At 34.9% G+C, this 18209-nt stretch carries 15 protein-coding genes; 8 read left to right on the top strand and 7 right to left on the bottom strand.

Annotation, left to right across the window (positions count from 1 at the left end; genetic code table 11):
• Positions 1 to 157 precede the first annotated feature (157 nt).
• Together KORDIASMS9_RS11730 and KORDIASMS9_RS11735 are read left to right on the top strand one after the other, a co-directional pair.
• Positions 158 to 1024, top strand: coding sequence for a hypothetical protein (locus KORDIASMS9_RS11730; protein WP_114903020.1), 867 nt, complete (start codon positions 158 to 160; stop codon positions 1022 to 1024).
• A gap of 20 nt (positions 1025 to 1044) precedes the next feature.
• Positions 1045 to 1743 carry a hypothetical protein gene (locus KORDIASMS9_RS11735; protein WP_114903021.1) on the top strand — a complete coding sequence of 233 codons (699 nt, stop codon included), beginning with the start codon at positions 1045 to 1047 and terminating at the stop codon, positions 1741 to 1743.
• A gap of 212 nt (positions 1744 to 1955) precedes the next feature.
• Here the strand turns inward: KORDIASMS9_RS11735 and KORDIASMS9_RS11740 are convergent, their stop codons facing one another.
• Positions 1956 to 2570, bottom strand: coding sequence for an alpha-ketoglutarate-dependent dioxygenase AlkB (locus KORDIASMS9_RS11740; RefSeq protein WP_240321179.1), 615 nt, complete (start codon positions 2568 to 2570; stop codon positions 1956 to 1958).
• A gap of 63 nt (positions 2571 to 2633) precedes the next feature.
• On the opposite strand from KORDIASMS9_RS11740, the gene KORDIASMS9_RS11745 reads away from it, so the two are divergent.
• The 4 genes from KORDIASMS9_RS11745 to KORDIASMS9_RS23265 all read left to right on the top strand — a co-directional run bounded on the left by KORDIASMS9_RS11745 (position 2634) and on the right by KORDIASMS9_RS23265 (position 4119).
• A complete protein-coding gene (locus tag KORDIASMS9_RS11745; protein WP_205318061.1) occupies positions 2634 to 3308 on the top strand; it encodes a M15 family metallopeptidase in 675 nt (224 codons plus the stop codon).
• A 64-nt stretch (positions 3309 to 3372) separates the two neighbouring features.
• A complete protein-coding gene (locus tag KORDIASMS9_RS23255; protein WP_162819903.1) occupies positions 3373 to 3516 on the top strand; it encodes a hypothetical protein in 144 nt (47 codons plus the stop codon).
• Positions 3517 to 3548: 32 nt separating this feature from the next.
• On the top strand, positions 3549 to 3692 hold the full coding sequence (locus KORDIASMS9_RS23260; RefSeq protein WP_162819904.1) for a hypothetical protein: 144 nt from the start codon (positions 3549 to 3551) through the stop codon (positions 3690 to 3692).
• A gap of 229 nt (positions 3693 to 3921) precedes the next feature.
• Entirely contained in the window at positions 3922 to 4119 is a 198-nt protein-coding gene (locus tag KORDIASMS9_RS23265) for a hypothetical protein (protein ID WP_162819905.1), read from the top strand.
• Positions 4120 to 4330: 211 nt separating this feature from the next.
• On the opposite strand, the gene KORDIASMS9_RS11755 is transcribed toward KORDIASMS9_RS23265, so the two are convergent.
• From KORDIASMS9_RS11755 to KORDIASMS9_RS11770, 4 genes are all read right to left on the bottom strand, one after another.
• A complete protein-coding gene (locus KORDIASMS9_RS11755; protein WP_114903024.1) occupies positions 4331 to 5218 on the bottom strand; it encodes an RluA family pseudouridine synthase in 888 nt (295 codons plus the stop codon).
• Between the two features lie 82 nt (positions 5219 to 5300).
• Positions 5301 to 6956, bottom strand: a complete 1656-nt coding sequence (locus KORDIASMS9_RS11760; protein ID WP_114903025.1) for a serine hydrolase — start codon at positions 6954 to 6956, stop codon at positions 5301 to 5303.
• A 120-nt stretch (positions 6957 to 7076) separates the two neighbouring features.
• The gene (htpG, locus tag KORDIASMS9_RS11765) at positions 7077 to 8966 is read right to left on the bottom strand and encodes a molecular chaperone HtpG (RefSeq protein WP_114903026.1); all 1890 of its coding nucleotides are present in this window, start codon (positions 8964 to 8966) and stop codon (positions 7077 to 7079) included.
• A gap of 172 nt (positions 8967 to 9138) precedes the next feature.
• Positions 9139 to 11565, bottom strand: a complete 2427-nt coding sequence (locus KORDIASMS9_RS11770) for a S9 family peptidase (RefSeq protein WP_114903027.1) — start codon at positions 11563 to 11565, stop codon at positions 9139 to 9141.
• 352 nt (positions 11566 to 11917) lie between these two features.
• On the opposite strand from KORDIASMS9_RS11770, the gene KORDIASMS9_RS11775 reads away from it, so the two are divergent.
• A complete protein-coding gene (locus KORDIASMS9_RS11775) occupies positions 11918 to 12934 on the top strand; it encodes a 3-oxoacyl-ACP synthase III family protein (protein ID WP_114903028.1) in 1017 nt (338 codons plus the stop codon).
• 630 nt (positions 12935 to 13564) lie between these two features.
• Here the strand turns inward: KORDIASMS9_RS11775 and KORDIASMS9_RS11780 are convergent.
• Positions 13565 to 16033 carry an outer membrane beta-barrel family protein gene (locus KORDIASMS9_RS11780; protein WP_114903029.1) on the bottom strand — a complete coding sequence of 823 codons (2469 nt, stop codon included), beginning with the start codon at positions 16031 to 16033 and terminating at the stop codon, positions 13565 to 13567.
• A gap of 207 nt (positions 16034 to 16240) precedes the next feature.
• On the opposite strand from KORDIASMS9_RS11780, the gene KORDIASMS9_RS11785 reads away from it, so the two are divergent.
• Positions 16241 to 16597: a CoA-binding protein gene (locus KORDIASMS9_RS11785; RefSeq protein WP_114903030.1), complete on the top strand. Its 357-nt coding sequence runs from the start codon at positions 16241 to 16243 to the stop codon at positions 16595 to 16597.
• On the opposite strand, the gene KORDIASMS9_RS11790 is transcribed toward KORDIASMS9_RS11785, so the two are convergent.
• Complete coding sequence (locus KORDIASMS9_RS11790; RefSeq protein ID WP_114903031.1) at positions 16568 to 18085, bottom strand: sodium:solute symporter; 1518 nt, start codon at positions 18083 to 18085, stop codon at positions 16568 to 16570. The two genes, KORDIASMS9_RS11785 and KORDIASMS9_RS11790, sit on opposite strands and share 30 nt — an antisense overlap.
• Positions 18086 to 18209: the final 124 nt, after the last annotated feature.

Genomic DNA, 18209 nt, shown 5'->3' on the forward strand with positions numbered 1-18209 from the left:
AAGCAGGTTTTTAAATAAGTTGTGAATGTTTAGGTAAAATTAAAATCTGATTAATCAACTTATTTACAATTATTTAGCATAAAGTTTTTGATGTAACAATACCTACAGTACATCATTAACAATTATAACCAATTTATTAATTTTTAAAACTTAAATTATGAAAAAAACACTTTTAAAACGATTGTTTAACGCAAAAGCCTCAATTGCTTTCTCTATGCTACTAGGGGGAATTTTGCTTTTGTATGCATGTAGCGATGATACTTTTAATGAAGAAAATTTGGATGTCAATTCAACTGAAAATATTGACATTGTAGATGAAAACTCCATGAAACTTATTGTTGATGGCAAATTTGAAAAAGCTATCGCTGATATAAATTCAATTGATGATGAACTTTATAAATACATTGTAGTCAAAAGTAGTACTAATGAAATTGAAGCATTTACAACAGAGGAATCCTTTCAAAGCTTTAATGAATATACAGATATAATATCCAAGATAAATACTTTGAAATCAGAAGCTGTGAGCAATGTAAATGAACCATTTATTTCTCCAAATGATAAAAATTCTTTCTTTACAAACAGATCACGTAAAGGGCAAGGTAATGAAATCGGTAAAAGTACTAATGTAAATGATTTATCCTACATATTTGATTTCAATTGGCCGAATCATTCAGATGAATTAGTAGCACACCTTGAAGGTACAGTGCCTGGTCCTTATTCTTGGTCTACTCCTGTAAATTACCATTCTATAATGAGAATACGTCCACAAACAAACCCAGTCTATGACACACAATATTATCATTTTGATGATGTTGCTGTTGTGGAGGCTGATAATTACAATTCTATTTACCATATGATTATTTATTCAGATAAAATAACCGTAAGAAACCTTTACAATAGTAGCAAATATCTCATTTTAACAACGGGAGCTAATTATAGCGGTACATTTTATTCTTATACGATTCAAAATAATGATCATGTCGAAATACCTAATATATCTTTTCAATCAATAGGAATTTTTTAATAATCTTAAATTACAAAAAAATGAAAACATTACAAAAAATAAGTTTTGCATTAATTATTTTGATATCTCTAAGTAGTTTTGCTTCACCTGAATACTCAAAAAAAATAGATACAGATAGAAATGAACTGATTGATAAAATGTCAAATGATAATGATGTTTCCGAATTTTGTATAACTCTCCTAAAAGAGAGAATGGCAATTAATTTATATGGAGACATTAACTTAGTTAAAAACTCTGAAGTTTTGAAGGAATTTGGCATCATCAAAGCCAAACAAGTAAAAATTGTTAGAGATAAATATCCTGAATTATTAGAGTTAAACTTATCAGAAAGACAAGAAGTTTTTGAAAAGGCTTTGAGTAAAAGCACAAATTATAAAGATCAGCTTAAATGCCTAGGAATGAATTTTTTAAGGCTGGCTGTTGCTCAGGGATACGTTACAGGTATGAAGTGGAAATTGGTTAAGTTGGGGATTTGCGCTGCTGGATCTGTATTTGTAGATGCCTCACAGGAGATAGCAACAGGTGGTACTGCCACTCCAGCAGTAACTGCAGAAGTTATAGAAGAAGCTAAATTTTGCTTGGCTGTGAGTAGGATTTTGAATGGAGGTCAATTAGTAATTGTTGAAGAAGCATTGAGAAGAATATTATTTGGCTGTAGCAATGATAGAGATTATGATTTTGACGAAGATGCTGACGAAGATGGTGTAAATGATAATTAACATTCATAGCAAATAATTCAAGAAACTGTCTCATTACATTAAATGAGGCAGTTTTTTACTTTGAGTAATTACAAATCAGAAAATTAAATACATTTTTAGATTAAACTGAAGATCAACGCGTATGTACTCGCTAAAGTTGGTTACTTTATACATAGCGCACGTTACATTTTTGGTTGGTTAGTTAAAGAAAGAGCATCCTTCGGGATGCTTTTTTATACAATAATCCGAAACGTACTATTGATGCGACCTTGAATTGGTTTCGCCGTTTTTGGAATTTGATGCAACCATTTGTGCTGTGTTTCACCTTTCATCACTAATAAACTTCCATGCTGTAGTAAAATTTTGTGTTTGAGGGTTTTATCCGTACGATGTTTGAGATGAAAATACCGCTCTTGTCCAAAACTCAACGAAGCAATAATTGGATTTACTCCTAATTCTTTTTCATTGTCTGCATGCCAGCCATTGCTGTCTTTTCCATCTCTGTAATAGTTGAGTAACATCGTAGTAAAATTTACCTCGCAGGTTTGATCTACTTGTTGCTTTAAGTCAGCCAACAACGGCGTTAATGCATGTGGCGTCATTTTAATGTTGGAGTAACTATATGATTTTTGATTGGTTCCGTATAACGCTGTCAATCGTGGTTGTGCATACACTTTCCCAAACACTTTAATATCGTCTTGTTGCCAAGGCGTTTCGTCACGTAAGGTTTCAAAAATACGCGTTGCTTCTGTGGCAGGAATAAAATTGGGATAATACGTAATGTCAGCCTCAGGAAGATTCAGTTTTTGCGGACGATTATCAGAAAATAAAGAAGCTAGATTCATCATATTTTGTATTCAGAATCTAAAATTAATCATTATTTTGTCAATTCAGTTCGTAATTTACATCGCATGCACACATTTCAATACCTTTTTATTGCACTTACGCTGCTACTTTTTAACAGCAGTGTTACGCAACTGCCCAAAGGTTTTGTGTATGTTTCAGATTATATTCCAGAAATTACACTAGAGTTGCGCTATTTTGGAACAAATAATTTTGTAGGAACACCTATAGATGGTTACGAAGCTGAAAAATGTATTTTATCATTACCAGCTACGAAAGCACTACAAAAAGCACAGGCAGCACTCAAAAAACAAAACATAGGAATTAAAATATTTGATGCGTACCGACCACAACGCGCCGTAGATCATTTTCGCCGTTGGGCAAGAAACTTGAATGATACGTTGATGAAGAAACAGTTTTATCCTGATGTGGCTAAAAAAGATTTATTCAAACTAGAATATATCGCCACAAAATCGCGTCATAGTAGTGGAAGTACGGTGGATGTTACTTTAATTCATTTGGACACAAAAGAAGAACTCGATATGGGAAGTTCGTATGATTTCTTTGGAAAAATTTCATGGGTTTCGTATCAAGAATTAACCAAAGCACAACTACACAATCGGAAACTATTGCAAGAAACCATGTTGCAAAATGGTTTTCGAAACTATCCACAAGAGTGGTGGCATTTTACACTACGCGGCGAACCCAATCGCAACCAGTATTTTGACTTTCCAGTTCAGTAATTGTAGGCTGTTTGAAGATTTTTTGTATCTTATTGATTATTAATTGATAAAATCAAAAAAAACCATGATTCAAAACTTAAAAGCATTTGAAATTCAAAACACATCGCAAATTCTAGGCGGCGAAGAAGTTACTGATGAAACTTCTGTAAACAGACGAAAAAGTGCGGATAAAATGCACAACAAAATCACGCAATTAATGATGGCGTAAACACACATATTATTAATTTATAAAACCAACCTATGATTCAAAAGTTAAAAACATTCGAAATTAAAAATGCTTCACAAATTACTGGTGGAGAAGAAACAACTACTGAAGTTACAGTAAATAAAGCAAAAATGGCAGACAAAGCCATGAATGCTATGACACAATACATTTCATCATAAAATTTTTACCAATCAATTTATACACAAATTATGTTAGAGAAATTCCAAGAATTCGAAATCACCAACACAGAAAACATTACTGGTGGCGCAGGAGCAACCGAATACATTATTTTGTTATAGTAAGTATTATCTTAATTATTCTATAATCTGTTAATTACGGTAATACCGTAGCTGTTCATTGTTAGTATTTAGTACTTTACATACCTAAGAATCTTAAAATAGAAATACGATGTTACAAAATATTTTAAACTGTAAAGGTGTTCGTGAATTACAAAAAGAAGAACAAAGTACAATACACGGAGGAAAACGACAATGCGGTATCAATGGATATTGTGGCCCAGGAAATTGCTGCAATACCGCAGGATGGTGCCAAGCTTTTGGTTCACATGGAACCACAGGCTATCTGTGTGATGGTAGTTATATTTAACACCAATATCTATGTAAAAATAAAAGAAGTTGTCTTATACCATTTTATGTGTAAATTGGTATTAAAAGTTCACGAAATGCTCATTCTAGATTTTTCGACTGTCGTTCAGCATGAAAATTCAGTTTGATTAAATTCTAACTTTCAAGACAGCTTTTTGTTTTTATTATCATATTTTCGTCTAACAATCTAAGAGTGAAACAAGTCTGAACATCTAAAAAGTATATTTCAAAAACCGTCTTTCTTCACGTGCTAGGAAACTTGTAAATTTAGTTGGCGGTTGTATCGTATAGATTACTTTTTCTTTAGTAATTGGATGTGTGAATTCCACAGAAGTTGCGCACAAAAACAAGCCTTTTTTATAATTTTCTGCTTCTTTTCCGTACAATGAATCACCTACAATCGGATGTTGAATGCTTGCCAAATGCACACGCAATTGGTGCGTTCTGCCTGTTTTTGGATGTAATTTTACATGTGATAGAAATTCATTTTGTAAAGAAGAAACAGTTTGTAAAGTTTCGTAGTCGGTAAACGCTTTTTTTTCCGATACAGGCGAAGTAATTTCCCCCTTTTTAAGAGTTTTGCCAATTACAATTGCTTGATACGTCTTTGTAATTTCTTGCTGTTCAAATTGCCGATATAAATCGCGTTGCGCCCTTTTTGTTTTGGCGATAATTAAAATTCCCGAAGTTGGATTGTCCAAACGATGTACTGGTTTTGGAAACTGCAACGCATCTTCACTTGCAGAAGGTTGTAAGTTGTGCGGTAATGCATTTTCAATGGTTTTAAAATAATTTCCATTGGTGGGAAATCCCGCAGGTTTGTGAATGACGGCAATAGTATCATCTTCAAAAATAACTGGAATTTCTAGTTTAAATATTTTTTTGGGAATCATTGCTGCTGCGTACACTTTAATGCAATCATTTTCTGAGAGAAACGTAGCAGTAGTCGCCGTTTGATCGTTGATCGTAATCAGTTGCTTTTTGATCGTTTTTTTCAAAGCACTTTTCGAACCAATCGTTTTAAAATTAGCAATATTATATTCTTGAATGCGAACAGGCGCATGGAGTTTTGGGACAATATGTGTTTCAAGAAGTTTCATTCCCACAAAAATAAAGAATCAAACCTAAAAAAACACGAATCCAAGCGGCTACTTAGATGCGTGTTTTCAATTAAAATAAATATTACTTAATCTTCTTCGCAGTTGTTTTTCTTCCGCCTTGATCTAACGTTAAACTTATAGGCAATTTTGTGGCAGGATCAATTTCAAAAGTAACTGTTGCAGGAACTACTTTTAGAAAGAAATTATCTTCCGATTCTGCAAATAATTCAGCCTTCGATTGATTGGTAGGTTGTCCAAAAATGCGGTCGCCTTCCACGATGATTTCCAATTCCATATTGGGCATTAATTGATACGTTCCTGCATACTTTTTCAAAACTTCCGCAGAAAGTTGAATTTCCTTTTTCGCTTCGGGCATTTCTACATCGCTTTCTTCACCATTAAATTCCGCTCTTTTATTTCTAAAAACAGCTTTTCTTTTTGAGTCATTTGTAAAGAGTAATTCAGAATAGCCATCATCAAAGAAAAAATGATCTTCCGAAAGTGGGTAAATTTTAGATTTCCCGTTGCTGTCAATTCGCTGACTGTATAATTGATTGCCTTTCAGTGTGATAAAACGAATAGTTCCATCTGAAAATTTGTATGCGCCTACCCATTTTTGCAATTGTTCTTTGTTGAGTGTAATGGCATCCGATACTTTTGGAACCGATTTTCCAATGGTAACCGCAGCAATTTTGTAGGCAATATCGGTTGGAGAAATACAATCGCAATTGGTCAAAATAATCACATATACATTTTCGCTTGGCACATACATTCCTTGTGAGGTGTAGCCAAAAATACCACCGCCATGTTCTATGACAGGGACATCTTGTATGCGTGCCATAAACCAGCCATACCCGTAACTGATATTGTTTCCGTTGTCAATTTTGTAATTGGTAAATGCTTTTTTGGTACTTTCTTTTGAAATTAATTTGTGATTGCGAATTGCCGTATTCCATTTATACAAATCGTCTACGGTAGACATGAGCGAACCTGCCGCATACGGAACCTTCATACTGATATAATCAGCATTTACATAGCCGTTTTTACGTTCTTGATATCCGTAGGCACGATTTTTAATAAGTTTGGATTTGCTTCCATAATAGGAATTTTTCATCTTCACTTTGTCAAAAATGCGCTTTTGTACAAATTCTTCGTATGTTTTCCCTGTAATTTTTTCAATGATATAGCCCAACAACGCATATCCTGAATTGTTGTAACGAAATTGTTCGCCAGGTTTAAAATCCATTGGTTCATTTTTAAACGCATCGATCAATTCCGTTGGCGAAATGTCCTTTCGGGCATACTCGCGTAAAGAGTCCATTGAAGTGTAACTTTTAATTCCTGAAGTATGCGTCAACAAGTGATGAATGGTAATTTTGGTGTCTTGCGTAGGATAATCGGGAATGTACTTGGTGATTTCATCTTCTAGCGAAAGCTTTCCTTCTTCCAATAACATTAAAATACCAACTGCGGTAAATTGTTTGGTGATGGAACCAATTTCAAAGATATTTTCAGGAATCATGTCAATATCGAGTTCTAAATTGGCTTTTCCATACGCTTTTCGGAAAATGACCTTACCGTCTTTTGCAACCAAAATAGTAGCACCAGAAGCCTCTTTTTTGTATTGATCGCTCATCAGTTGATCAATTTGGTTTTCTATACTTTGTGCGAATGTTGCCAATGGAATTGCCATGAACAGTATAACACAGCAGATTTTCAAAATAAATGGTTTTTTCATGTTTTGTTTCGTTTTTATGATGTTGATTGATTGAATTGTATGACGATGCTATTTAGGAATAGTTACAAAAAAAGCCGCTTCGTTAAAAAAGCGGCTTAAAAATAGTGCTATACTATGATTTTATTTAATCATGTCGTAACTGCGTTTGATGAATTCTGTTAACTCTTCACCTGTCAGTAAATTTTGCGACAAACGCGCTAAATCCAACGATTGTTTAATTAAACGTTCTTGCTTTTTGCGAGTTTTGGTATTTAAAATCTGTCCTACCAATTCGTGATTTGTGTTTACAACCAAGTTGTACATTTCAGGGAAATTGTTCATTCCGAACATTCCGCCGCCACCAGTTTGCTGCATTTCTTTCATACGACGCATAAATTCTGGTTGCGTAATCATAAATGGAGACGCGTTGGAATCCATTGCTTCTAACTGAACGGTGTATTTATCCGCAGGAACCACTTCTGTTAAGGTCGTTTTCAAACTTTCTTTTTCTTCGTCTGAAAGTTTTGAAATTTGTTCTTCGTCTTTCTTAATTAAATTGTCAATATGATCTGCATCTACACGGGCAAAAGAAATGTTCTCTTTTGAAGTTTCTAACTTTTGAATTAAGTGTGAAACTATCGGAGAATCTAACAATAAGACTTCGTATCCTTTGTCTTTTGCTGCTTCAATGTAGCTGTGTTGTTGATCTTTGTTAGAAGCGTATAAAATGATGGTTTTATCATCTTTGTCCGTTTGCGTATCTTTTACTTTTTCGTGCAATTCTTCAAACGTGTGGTACGTTCCGTCTACTGTTGGATATAAGGCAAACTTATCTGCTTTGTCAAAGAATTTTTCTTCTGAAAGCATTCCGTATTCAATCACAATTTTGATGTCATCCCATTTTGCTTCAAAATCTTCTCGGCTGTTTTTGAACAATGAGTTTAATTTATCTGCCACTTTTCGTGTGATGTACGAAGCGATTTTCTTTACGTTTCCATCGGCTTGTAAGTACGAACGCGATACGTTTAATGGAATGTCTGGTGAATCAATCACACCTTTTAACATCGTTAAAAACTCAGGTACAATTCCTTCCACATTATCCGTAACAAACACTTGATTTTGATACAATTGGATTCTATCCTTTTGCATGTTCATATCGTTGCCCATCTTTGGAAAGTATAAAATTCCCGTAAGGTTGAACGGATAATCTACATTTAGGTGAATGTTGAATAATGGCTCTTCAAATTGCATTGGATACAATTCGCGGTAGAAATTTTTATAATCGTCTTCTTCTAAATCTGCTGGTTGTTTTGTCCACGCTGGCGTTGGATTGTTGATGATGTTATCAACTGTAATTTTTTCTGCTTCTGCACCTTCTTCTGCATCTTCTGGAAGTGGTAATGTTTCTTCTTTCGTTCCAAATTTGATCGGAATTGGCATGAATTTGTTGTATTTCACTAACAATTCCGTAATTCTAGAATCTTCTAAGAATTCTGTTGAATCTTCTGCAATGTGTAAGATGATTTCCGTTCCACGATCCGTTTTGTCATGTGCTTCTAAGGTAAATTGTGGCGATCCATCACAGGTCCAATGTGCTGCTTTTTCATCTTCTTTGTAACTTTTTGAGATGATTTCTACTTTTTCTGCCACCATGAACGCCGAGTAAAAACCGAGTCCAAAGTGTCCAATAATTCCAGAATCTTTTGCGGAATCTTTGTATTTTTCTAAGAATTCTTCTGCACCAGAGAACGCGACTTCGTTGATGTATTTTTGAATTTCATCCGCCGACATTCCAATTCCTTGATCAATAAGGTGCAATTTTTTGCCTTCTTTGTCAACCTTCACTTCAATTACTGGATTTCCATACTCAACACTTGCTTCTCCAATATTTGTCAAGTGTTTTAGCTTCAACGTTGCGTCCGTAGCATTTGAGATCAATTCTCTTAAAAAGATTTCATGATCGCTGTATAAGAACTTCTTTATTAAAGGAAAAATGTTTTCTACAGATACATTAATATTTCCTGTTGTCATTTGTATATCGTATTAGTTTGTTATTGAATCTTGTTTTACGAATAAAGACTTCCCAAAAAAAATACCATTTTCACACAAGTGACAAGATGACATAATTTCTGTCAAAATGTGTACAAAGCAAAACTCCGCCTTTTCGCGGAGTTTTGTAATTGTATTCTTGAAAAATACCTTCCTACTTCGAAGAAGTTTCTTTGTTTTTTAAGTGCATTTCCAGCCAACGATCTTGTTCCCACAGTAAGTGCATGATCGATTCTTTGGCTCTATACCCGTGACTTTCTTTTGGCAACATGACCAAACGCACTGGCGCGCCCATTCCTTTGAGTGCATTAAAATAACGTTCACTTTGTAAAGGATAGGTTCCTGAATTGTTGTCTGCTTCTCCGTGAATTAACAACAAAGGCGTTTTCATTTTATCTGCATGCATAAATGGTGACATGTTGTAATAAATTTCAGGAGCTTCCCAATAACTGCGTTCTTCACTTTGAAAACCGTACGGTGTCAGCGTTCTGTTATATGCGCCGCTTCGTGCAATTCCCGCAGCAAATAGATTGGAATGTGTCAATAAGTTTGCGGTCATAAACGCTCCGTACGAATGTCCGCCAACGGCAACTTTTGTTCTATCAATATAGCCTAGTTTGTCTACAGCGTCAATCGCAGCTTTTCCGTTGGCAACGAGTTGTTTTATAAAGGTATCGTTTGGTTCTTCGTCGCCTTCGCCCACAATAGGGAAAGAAGCATCGTCTAACACCACATATCCGCGCGCAACCCAGTAAATTGGCGAACCATAATATACATAGGTAAACTCATTGGCGTCAGCGGTTACTTGGCCTGCATTTTTCTTGTCTTTATATTCTACAGGATATGCCCACAAAATCATTGGGTATTTTTTACCTTCTTCGTAATTTGTTGGTAAATACAAGGTTCCCGAAAGTTCCAAACCATCGTCACGTTTATAAGTAATGACTTCTTTCTTGACATTTTTTATGCTTTCAAAAGGATTTTTAAAGTTGGTCAATGCCACGGCTGGCTTGTTCTTTTTTAGGTTTTGAATGTAGTAATTAGGATATTCACTTTTAGATTCCAACATGATCATAAAGGTTCCTTTTTTTAGATCGACTGCATCAATAATATTTACTGTTTTATTGGTGTAATCGGACTCATACATGCGTTTCGTGGTTAAATTTTTCAGATTGAATTTATCCACAAAAGGTTTTCTGCCATTTTCACTGTATCCATCACCAATTAAAAACAGGTTGTTTTTTTCCATACTTAATACATTGCGACCAAATTCATTTTTTGAAGAGATAAAATCCCCAGGATTGCTGTATATATCTTGGTAGCTTCTGTCCGTAATAATTTTGGCTTCTTTGCTGTTATCCGATGGATTGAAAAGATAGGTTTTTGTATTTCGTGTATTCCACCAATAATCATACGCAACGGCGGTTTCACTATTTCCCCATAGAATCCATGAAAAACGCCCAACGGTTTTTAATAAGGAAGTTGGAGTTCCTGTAAAAGGCGCTTTTAATTGAAACACTTCGTCTCTGTGTGAAACTTTTTTGGCAGGATCGCCACCATCTAAAGCTTCTGCCCAGTAAATCGTTGCTGGTTGATCTGAACGCCACGAGATATTTCTACGACCAGTTCGTGTAGACATGAATCCTTTTGGTAAATCTTCAATTAACGGAACTTTTAACGCTTCGTATACTTTGTTTCCATTGCTATTGTAAATGGTTGAAGTAAATGGAAATTGTGAGTAAGTAACTAAATACGAGAATGGTTTTTCAACAGTTCTTAACATTACAAATTCACCATTGGGTGATAATGACATGCTTCTGTACATGTTTTTTTCTTTCCAAAGGGAATTATTTCCGTTAAGATCTACACGATGCAATTCTGATGTGGCTAACTGCTCAAAGTTGAATTCGTCGTTTTTATTTTTCAATAAATCTTGATAGGTTCTGTTTTGTGCTTTTACACCTTGCTGACTTACTGAAATTGTTGGTCCAACAGGAACTGTACTTGCCGTATTGATCAAATTTTTTCTATTGTTTGGAACTTTCTTTACGAGTAATGATTTGCTGTCTTTCAACCACATATACGGACTGCCAATATTGGCATTTAAATTTGCATCTGTGAGTTTTTTTGCAGTTTTTGTATTAAAATCGATCACCCATAATTCCACACCAGTTTCAACAGTATTTGTCAATGCCAATTTGGTTTCGTCTGGCGACCAGCTAAAATAGGAAAAGCGACCTTTTGACGGCAATCCAGCTACCATTTCTTCTGCGGCGTTTCTGCCGATTCTAATTTGGAGTTTGTCATAATAACGTTGTCTGCTACCAATATTTGTTTTTGGATTGATACGCAAACCAGCCAAGCGTAATTCTTTTTCAGAAAGTTCGGCAATGCTTTTATAGTTGCTACGATATAAAAAATAAAATTTTTCTCCTTTAGTGTCCATCCGGACTCTAGGTGCTGGCGCGGCATCAGCAAGTTCTAATATTTCTTGTGGAGGCTGTTGATATCCAATGTTTTCTTGTGCATTTAAACTAAAAAAGGAAAGAAAAAAAATGAATACTATGAAGGTGTTTTTCATGGTGGTTCGCTTTGTTTGTGGTTGATGAGGTATAAAACTATTTAAAAAAAGTCGAAAAACTTGTTAAAAAACTGTATTTCTTATACGATTTTTAGAAAGTTTTCAGTTTGTACTATAGTGATGATTGGCTGTTATTGCTAGTAAATACGCATTTCTCCTTAACGAATTGTTTGTGTATCGATTAGGGTGTTATAAAAGCCAATGTATGTAGTATAGATGTGCTTTTTTATGGAACTCTATTTGATGAAAATTCTAGATGTAATTATTAATGCTTAATTTTGTAGCCTGAATTTTTAAGAAATCGTAATTTTACAAGACAATTTCACACTAAAAAATATAAAGTCGACAATTTATGTATACATCTAGAATTATAGGACTCGGACATTATGTTCCAGATAATGTGGTTACCAATAATGATTTATCAAAACTCATGGATACGAATGATGCGTGGATACAGGAGCGTACAGGAATCAAAGAACGAAGGTTTGCCGTAAAAGGTACAGAAGATACTACTTCGGGCATGGGAATTAAAGCCGCAAAGGTTGCTATTGAACGTGCAGGTATTGATAAAGATGATATCGATTTTATCGTTTTTGCCACATTGAGTCCTGATTATTATTTTCCTGGACCAGGCGTTATGGTGCAAAAAGAATTGGATATTAAAACCGTTGGCGCGTTAGATGTTCGCAATCAATGTTCCGGATTTGTATACGCTATTTCAGTAGCAGATCAGTTTATTAAAACGGGAATGTATAAAAATATTTTAGTGATCGGTTCTGAGTTACATTCACATGGATTGGATATGACCACACGTGGAAGAGGCGTTTCTGTGATTTTTGGAGATGGTGCAGGAGCTGCAATTTTAACCAGAAGCGAAGATGACACTCGTGGAATTTTATCTACACATTTACATTCGCAAGGAGAACATGCAGAAGAATTGGCATTGACAGCACCCGGAATGGGAACACGTTGGGTAAATGATATTATTAGCGATCATGAAGCTGGCGTAGAAGATACTTCGTATTTTCCGCACATGAACGGACAGTTTGTATTCAAAAATGCCGTCGTTCGTTTTAGTGAAGTAATTATGGAAGGTTTAGCACAAAACGGATTGGGCAAAGAAGCTATTGACATGTTAATTCCGCACCAAGCAAATTTACGCATCGCACAATTTATTCAAAAGAAGTTTGGATTAAGCAACGATCAAGTATATAACAATATCATGCGTTATGGAAATACAACCGCAGCATCCATTCCAATTGCATTAACAGAAGCTTGGGAAGAAGGAAAAATCAAAGAAGGAGACACGGTCGTATTAGCAGCTTTCGGAAGTGGATTTACTTGGGGAAGTGTGATTATTAAGTGGTAATATAACCTTAGTTTTATATAACTAATTCAATTTATATTTATAATAAAACTAGAAGCTCTCTGTTATAAAACGATGTTTCCAGTGTTTTACTTTCATTTTAGCTCATGTGGTTTCTATTTTATTAAATAGGAATTCGTGAATCTTCGATGTCTTTGTTTTCTCAAAGAAAAGAAACAAAAGAAAAGTTTCAAACTAAACTTATTGTATGTAAATCATTTTAATATAGAAAGACACATCGCGTAAAGCATATATAAAACAAAATCCCAAGAACTAACGTGCTTGGGATTTTTTCTTAGATAAATATCTAGTATACGTGATGCAATTTTAATGGTAATTTTAGAGTGCTAAATTCGAATAATCAACCCAATAACAATACAGCATACTTTATTAATAACATAAAATTCGGCGTTTTTTTTGAGATATCTTTAATTCTTGATATAACTTTAACAATTTATTTGTTTAAATGATCTAATTTGTAGATTAATAGCATTTTAGATTATTCAAAAACACAGAAAACCTTATGTGTGCACACGTAAGGTTTTCATCTATTAATAGCGTTCAATTAACACTAACCATCAATAATAATTGAAGCTATTAAGTTGTTGTCGTTATGAATAAACTAGTAAATTTCTATAAGAATCCGCCGCTTCCAGATTTTTCATCATTATCACGTTGCTTACGCGATTTTGCTCTGTATTTTCCACCTCCAAAACGGTATGAAATACTCACATTTACCGTGTTGCTTTCCCATCTAAAACCACCACTCTGGCGGAATGGTCTTTGACCGTCAAAGCCAAATTCCATCGTACGGAAAATATCGTTGTAATTCACACTTAGGGTTCCTTTTCCTTCTGCAAACGAATAACGCGCTCCCACATTTACAAAATACATTGGCTCCATTTTAAACTGAATTCCCTGTACAGCACCTCTGTAAAAACCAAAAGCAGATAAGTTTAACTTTTTAGACACTGCAAAGTTGTTAAACATTCTAAAGTTCCAAGCTTGGTTGTCTACTTCTCTTGTTTCACGAACAATATTATCGGTAGTCGCTACATCTGTTGGCGCATTTAACGATTCTGTAATTCCTTTTTGTGTTTGTGAAAAGAAATCGAAACTTGTATTAAAACTCCACCAGCTTGTCGGCCTTAAATTGCTTGAAAGCTCAAATCCGTATGCAGTAGTATTGTCAAAGTTATCGTGTGTCAAGATGATTCTGTTTAAATCTGTTCGATCTACAAAAACTGCTCGGTTAATTTCATCTTCAATAATTCGGTAGAAAACACCACCCGTAAACGTTCCTTTATTTCCAAGTTTACGCGTGTAATTCATTTCCATAGAATTGGTAAATTGTGGCTGTAAATTGATATTTCCAAAAGAAGTAATCAATGGTGTTGCCCATTCTCTAATTGGATTCACCTGACCAATTCCAGGACGATCTACACGTCTGCTATAACTTAATTGGTATGAGTTTTTCTCAGATGGAGAATAGGTGAAAAATGCAGATGGATATATTTGTGTATAATCATTTTCAAAAATGATATTTTCAGTATCAGGCGTTTCCACTTCCGTTGATAAGGCATTGGCATCTACTTGAACTGTTTCTGCACGCAAACCAACTTGGTACGACCATTTTTCATATTGTTTTCCATACGTTGCATAGATAGAATAGATGTCTCTACTGTAGTCAAAATCAGTACTTGGCGTTCTGCGTAAATCTCCAAATTCATCAAAAGAGAATCCTGTAGATTGATAATCAATATTAGAGTTAAACAAACGCGCTTCGGCACCAGCTTCTAATTTTGCTTGATTCTTCAACGGACGTACATAATCCAAGTTAATTGTGGTACGATCTCGGTTGGTGTCAGATTCATCAATATAATCTGGAAATGTGTTAAATCCTGCAAAAACAAAGTCAAATTGATTTTCCGCATCAAATACATTATAATCCACTTCCAATTCAATGTTTTCACCTTCTTCGGTAATGTCGTATTTGTAATTGAAGTTATATTGCGATGCTAAATTGTCGTTCACAGCTAAGAAATCTTGCGAGTTGTTAAATTGTGCATCTTCATAAAAAAGAATGTTTACAAAACCTTCGCTTCGGCTGTCAGTTAAGTTTTGATTCGTAAAGAATGAAACCGTGTTTTTATCATTCAAATACACATCAATACCAAATTTTATTAAGTGGTTTTTATTATTGTCTAAATTGTCAAAAAATTGCTCCGAATTTTCGTCAGGGCGAAAGATGTTTCCACCGTTTCTATTCTTCGAAATATTGTTTCCATAGTTACCAAAGATGTTAAACTTTCCGTTGCGATAGTTCATATCTAAATTACTATTAAACTTTGCTTCACGCTCACGTGTTACACCAATAGTAGCATTTCCGTTAAACCCAATATTTACATTTTTACGCAATACAATATTGATAATTCCACTCATTCCTTCAGGATTGTACTTTGCAGAAGGATTTGTGATCAATTCAATTTTTTTGATGGAATTTGAAGGCAATTGACGTAATAATTGTGCTGTGGGGATGGTGGAAAGTTTCCCATCTACCATCACACGTACGTTCTGATTTCCACGCAAGCTAATATCTCCTGTTTGTTGATCTACGTTTACAGAAGGCAAATTGTTCATAATGTCAGAAGCTGTCGGTCCAGCAGTAACTAAATCTTTTCCAACGGTAATTACTTTTCTGTCCACTTTTTGTTCAATGGTAGTTCGTTCTGCCACAACTTCCACTTCATTTAACGTCGTAGCACTTTCCGCAAGTGAAACGGTGCCAAGTTCAGCAACTTTAGCATCATTTGTGATCGTAACTTCTTTTGAAACTGTTTCATATCCAATAAATTGAATATCAATAATTAAAGCTCCGGCAGGAACTTTTTCGATTTTAAAATTTCCGTTATCATCAGAAATCGCTCCAGTAAGTACTTTACTATCAGCTTTCGATTTAATGACAATCGTTGCGTAAGGAATGGCTTCGCCAGAAGTGGCATCCATTACTTTTCCTTGAACGGTTCCGATTTTGGGGACTGGGTTTTGAGCATACAGGCCAATGCTAAGCATTAACATGCATAGTGAGAATAGTTTTTTCATGTAATTAGTTCGTTTTTTATTTTTTGATGATGTTCCAGCAAACTGGAATCATGCATACCTGACGAAGTAAATAGGATTGTGTTACTCATTGGAGTGAATTTTAACATATTTTAACAAATATCAAAGTCACAGATCAAAAATCACTAAATTTGCATGCTCATTACCAGTAAGCATACCTAAATCGTAAACCTATAATATCGTAATCTATTGAAAACATTAGTGCTTGGTGCTTCTACAAAATCGCATCGCTTCTCTCATAAAGCTGTACATAGACTCGTAGCAAACGGTCATGAAGTCGTAGCCTTTGGTCTCAAAGAAGGAGAAATAAATGGTGTTGCCATTGATACAACATTGAAACCCTACGAAGACATTCATACAGTTACCTTGTATTTGAATCCTACGGCTCAAGAAGCGTATTATGAATATATTTTTTCATTACAGCCAACGCGCATCATTTTTAATCCAGGAACCGAAAATCCTAGTTTTATCAAAGAATTGCAGGAAAAAGACATCAAATGTGAAGTTGCCTGTACCTTAATCATGTTGGCGTCTAATCAGTACTAAACCAATAAATGTAAGCAATCCGTTTACAGCGAGCAATTCATACCCAAATTGATACAAATTATCTTTGGCTAATTTTGCTGCATCCGAAAGTGCACCAACATCTGCTGTGAAATACATATAATACGTTCCCGCATTTGCAATTACATACGTAAGACATATAGACACTATGGCAACAATCCAAACGTATTTGTCAATTACTTTGTATTTGGTGAAAATTCCAAAAGCAAACAATCCTAACAAAGGTCCGTAGGTATAGCCTGCAATTACTAAAATGCTGTCAATAACGCTGTCGTTGTTTAATATTTTAAAAATAATCACGACAATAATTAACACAACCGACATGCCAATATGTACCAATTGACGTGTTCTTTTTTGGGTGTCTTTCGGTTTCTTTTCAATCCCTAAAAAATCGACAGAAAACGAAGTCGTTAAAGAAGTCAACGCAGAATCGGCGCTCGAATACGCGGCCGCAATCAACCCAAGTAAAAATACAATAGCAAGTGAAATTCCCAAATCGCCTTTCAGTGCAATTTCAGGAAATAGTAAATCGGTTTTTGGCTTTCCATTCATCAACGGTGTTTCAATTCCGTTTTTGGAAGCATACATAAAAAGAAGTGCTCCTAATAGCAAAAAGATAAAATTCACCACAATCAGTACAATGCTAAACGAAACCATGTTTTTTTGAGCATCGCCGAGCGTTTTACACGTCAAATTCTTTTGCATCATATCTTGATCGAGTCCTGTCATACACACCGCAATCAGCAATCCGCCCACAAAAGATTTTAGAAAATAGTTTTTGGCAAGCCAATTATCCGTAAACCAAATTTGATTGTATTGATCTAAACTTTCAGAAGACCAAAATTCCCCAAAACTCAGATCCAAATTCCCCAAAATCATATATATAGCAACACCAACAGCAATCAGCATAAATAACGTTTGCAACGTATCTGTCCAAACAATGGTTTTAATTCCACCACGAAACGTATACAGCCAAATCAACAAAATAGAAAGAATCACGGTCACCGCAAACGGAATTCCAAATTCCTCAAAAACAAAGCGTTGCAATACAATTGCCACCAAATACAATCGGAACGATGCGCCCAAAATTCGAGAAATCAAAAAGAAAAAAGCGCCCGTTTTATAACTCACTACGCCAAAACGATCTTCCAAATACTGGTAAATCGACGTCACATTCAAACGATAATAAATAGGCATTAACACATACGCAATGATAAAATACCCAACCAAATATCCAAACACAACTTGCATATAGCCAAACTGTGCATTATCTACCCAACCAGGCACGGAAATAAACGTAACGCCCGAAAGTGAGGCGCCAATCATTCCAAAAGCGACCACGTACCAAGGCGATTTTCGTGACGCCTTAAAAAAAGTTTCGTTGCTGTCGTCTTTTCCTGTGAAATAAGAAATTAAAATCAAAACGCCAAAATATCCGGCAATCAGTAGTAAAATGTGAATTGGCTGCATATATAAATTTTGTGGATTGCAAAATACAAACTTCTGTGACTTTTTTAGATTGAATGCTTAAAAGATTGAAAATTTAATAATTCAAAATTCTGAATTCATAATTCTGAATTCAAAAAATGGTAAA

Source organism: Kordia sp. SMS9, from assembly GCF_003352465.1.
GTDB lineage: Bacteria > Bacteroidota > Bacteroidia > Flavobacteriales > Flavobacteriaceae > Kordia.

Bases quoted from the DNA above. Each gene is read 5' to 3' on its own strand.
- KORDIASMS9_RS11730 (WP_114903020.1), top strand. From the start codon at position 158: ATGAAAAAAACACTTTTAAAACGATTGTTTAACGCAAAAGCCTCAATT.
- KORDIASMS9_RS11735 (WP_114903021.1), top strand. From the start codon at position 1,045: ATGAAAACATTACAAAAAATAAGTTTTGCATTAATTATTTTGATATCT.
- KORDIASMS9_RS11740 (WP_240321179.1), bottom strand. From the start codon at position 2,570: ATGATGAATCTAGCTTCTTTATTTTCTGATAATCGTCCGCAAAAACTG.
- KORDIASMS9_RS11745 (WP_205318061.1), top strand. From the start codon at position 2,634: ATGCACACATTTCAATACCTTTTTATTGCACTTACGCTGCTACTTTTT.
- KORDIASMS9_RS23255 (WP_162819903.1), top strand. From the start codon at position 3,373: ATGATTCAAAACTTAAAAGCATTTGAAATTCAAAACACATCGCAAATT.
- KORDIASMS9_RS23260 (WP_162819904.1), top strand. From the start codon at position 3,549: ATGATTCAAAAGTTAAAAACATTCGAAATTAAAAATGCTTCACAAATT.
- KORDIASMS9_RS23265 (WP_162819905.1), top strand. From the start codon at position 3,922: ATGTTACAAAATATTTTAAACTGTAAAGGTGTTCGTGAATTACAAAAA.
- KORDIASMS9_RS11755 (WP_114903024.1), bottom strand. From the start codon at position 5,218: ATGAAACTTCTTGAAACACATATTGTCCCAAAACTCCATGCGCCTGTT.
- KORDIASMS9_RS11760 (WP_114903025.1), bottom strand. From the start codon at position 6,956: ATGAAAAAACCATTTATTTTGAAAATCTGCTGTGTTATACTGTTCATG.
- htpG (WP_114903026.1), bottom strand. From the start codon at position 8,966: ATGACAACAGGAAATATTAATGTATCTGTAGAAAACATTTTTCCTTTA.
- KORDIASMS9_RS11770 (WP_114903027.1), bottom strand. From the start codon at position 11,565: ATGAAAAACACCTTCATAGTATTCATTTTTTTTCTTTCCTTTTTTAGT.
- KORDIASMS9_RS11775 (WP_114903028.1), top strand. From the start codon at position 11,918: ATGTATACATCTAGAATTATAGGACTCGGACATTATGTTCCAGATAAT.
- KORDIASMS9_RS11780 (WP_114903029.1), bottom strand. From the start codon at position 16,033: ATGAAAAAACTATTCTCACTATGCATGTTAATGCTTAGCATTGGCCTG.
- KORDIASMS9_RS11790 (WP_114903031.1), bottom strand. From the start codon at position 18,085: ATGCAGCCAATTCACATTTTACTACTGATTGCCGGATATTTTGGCGTT.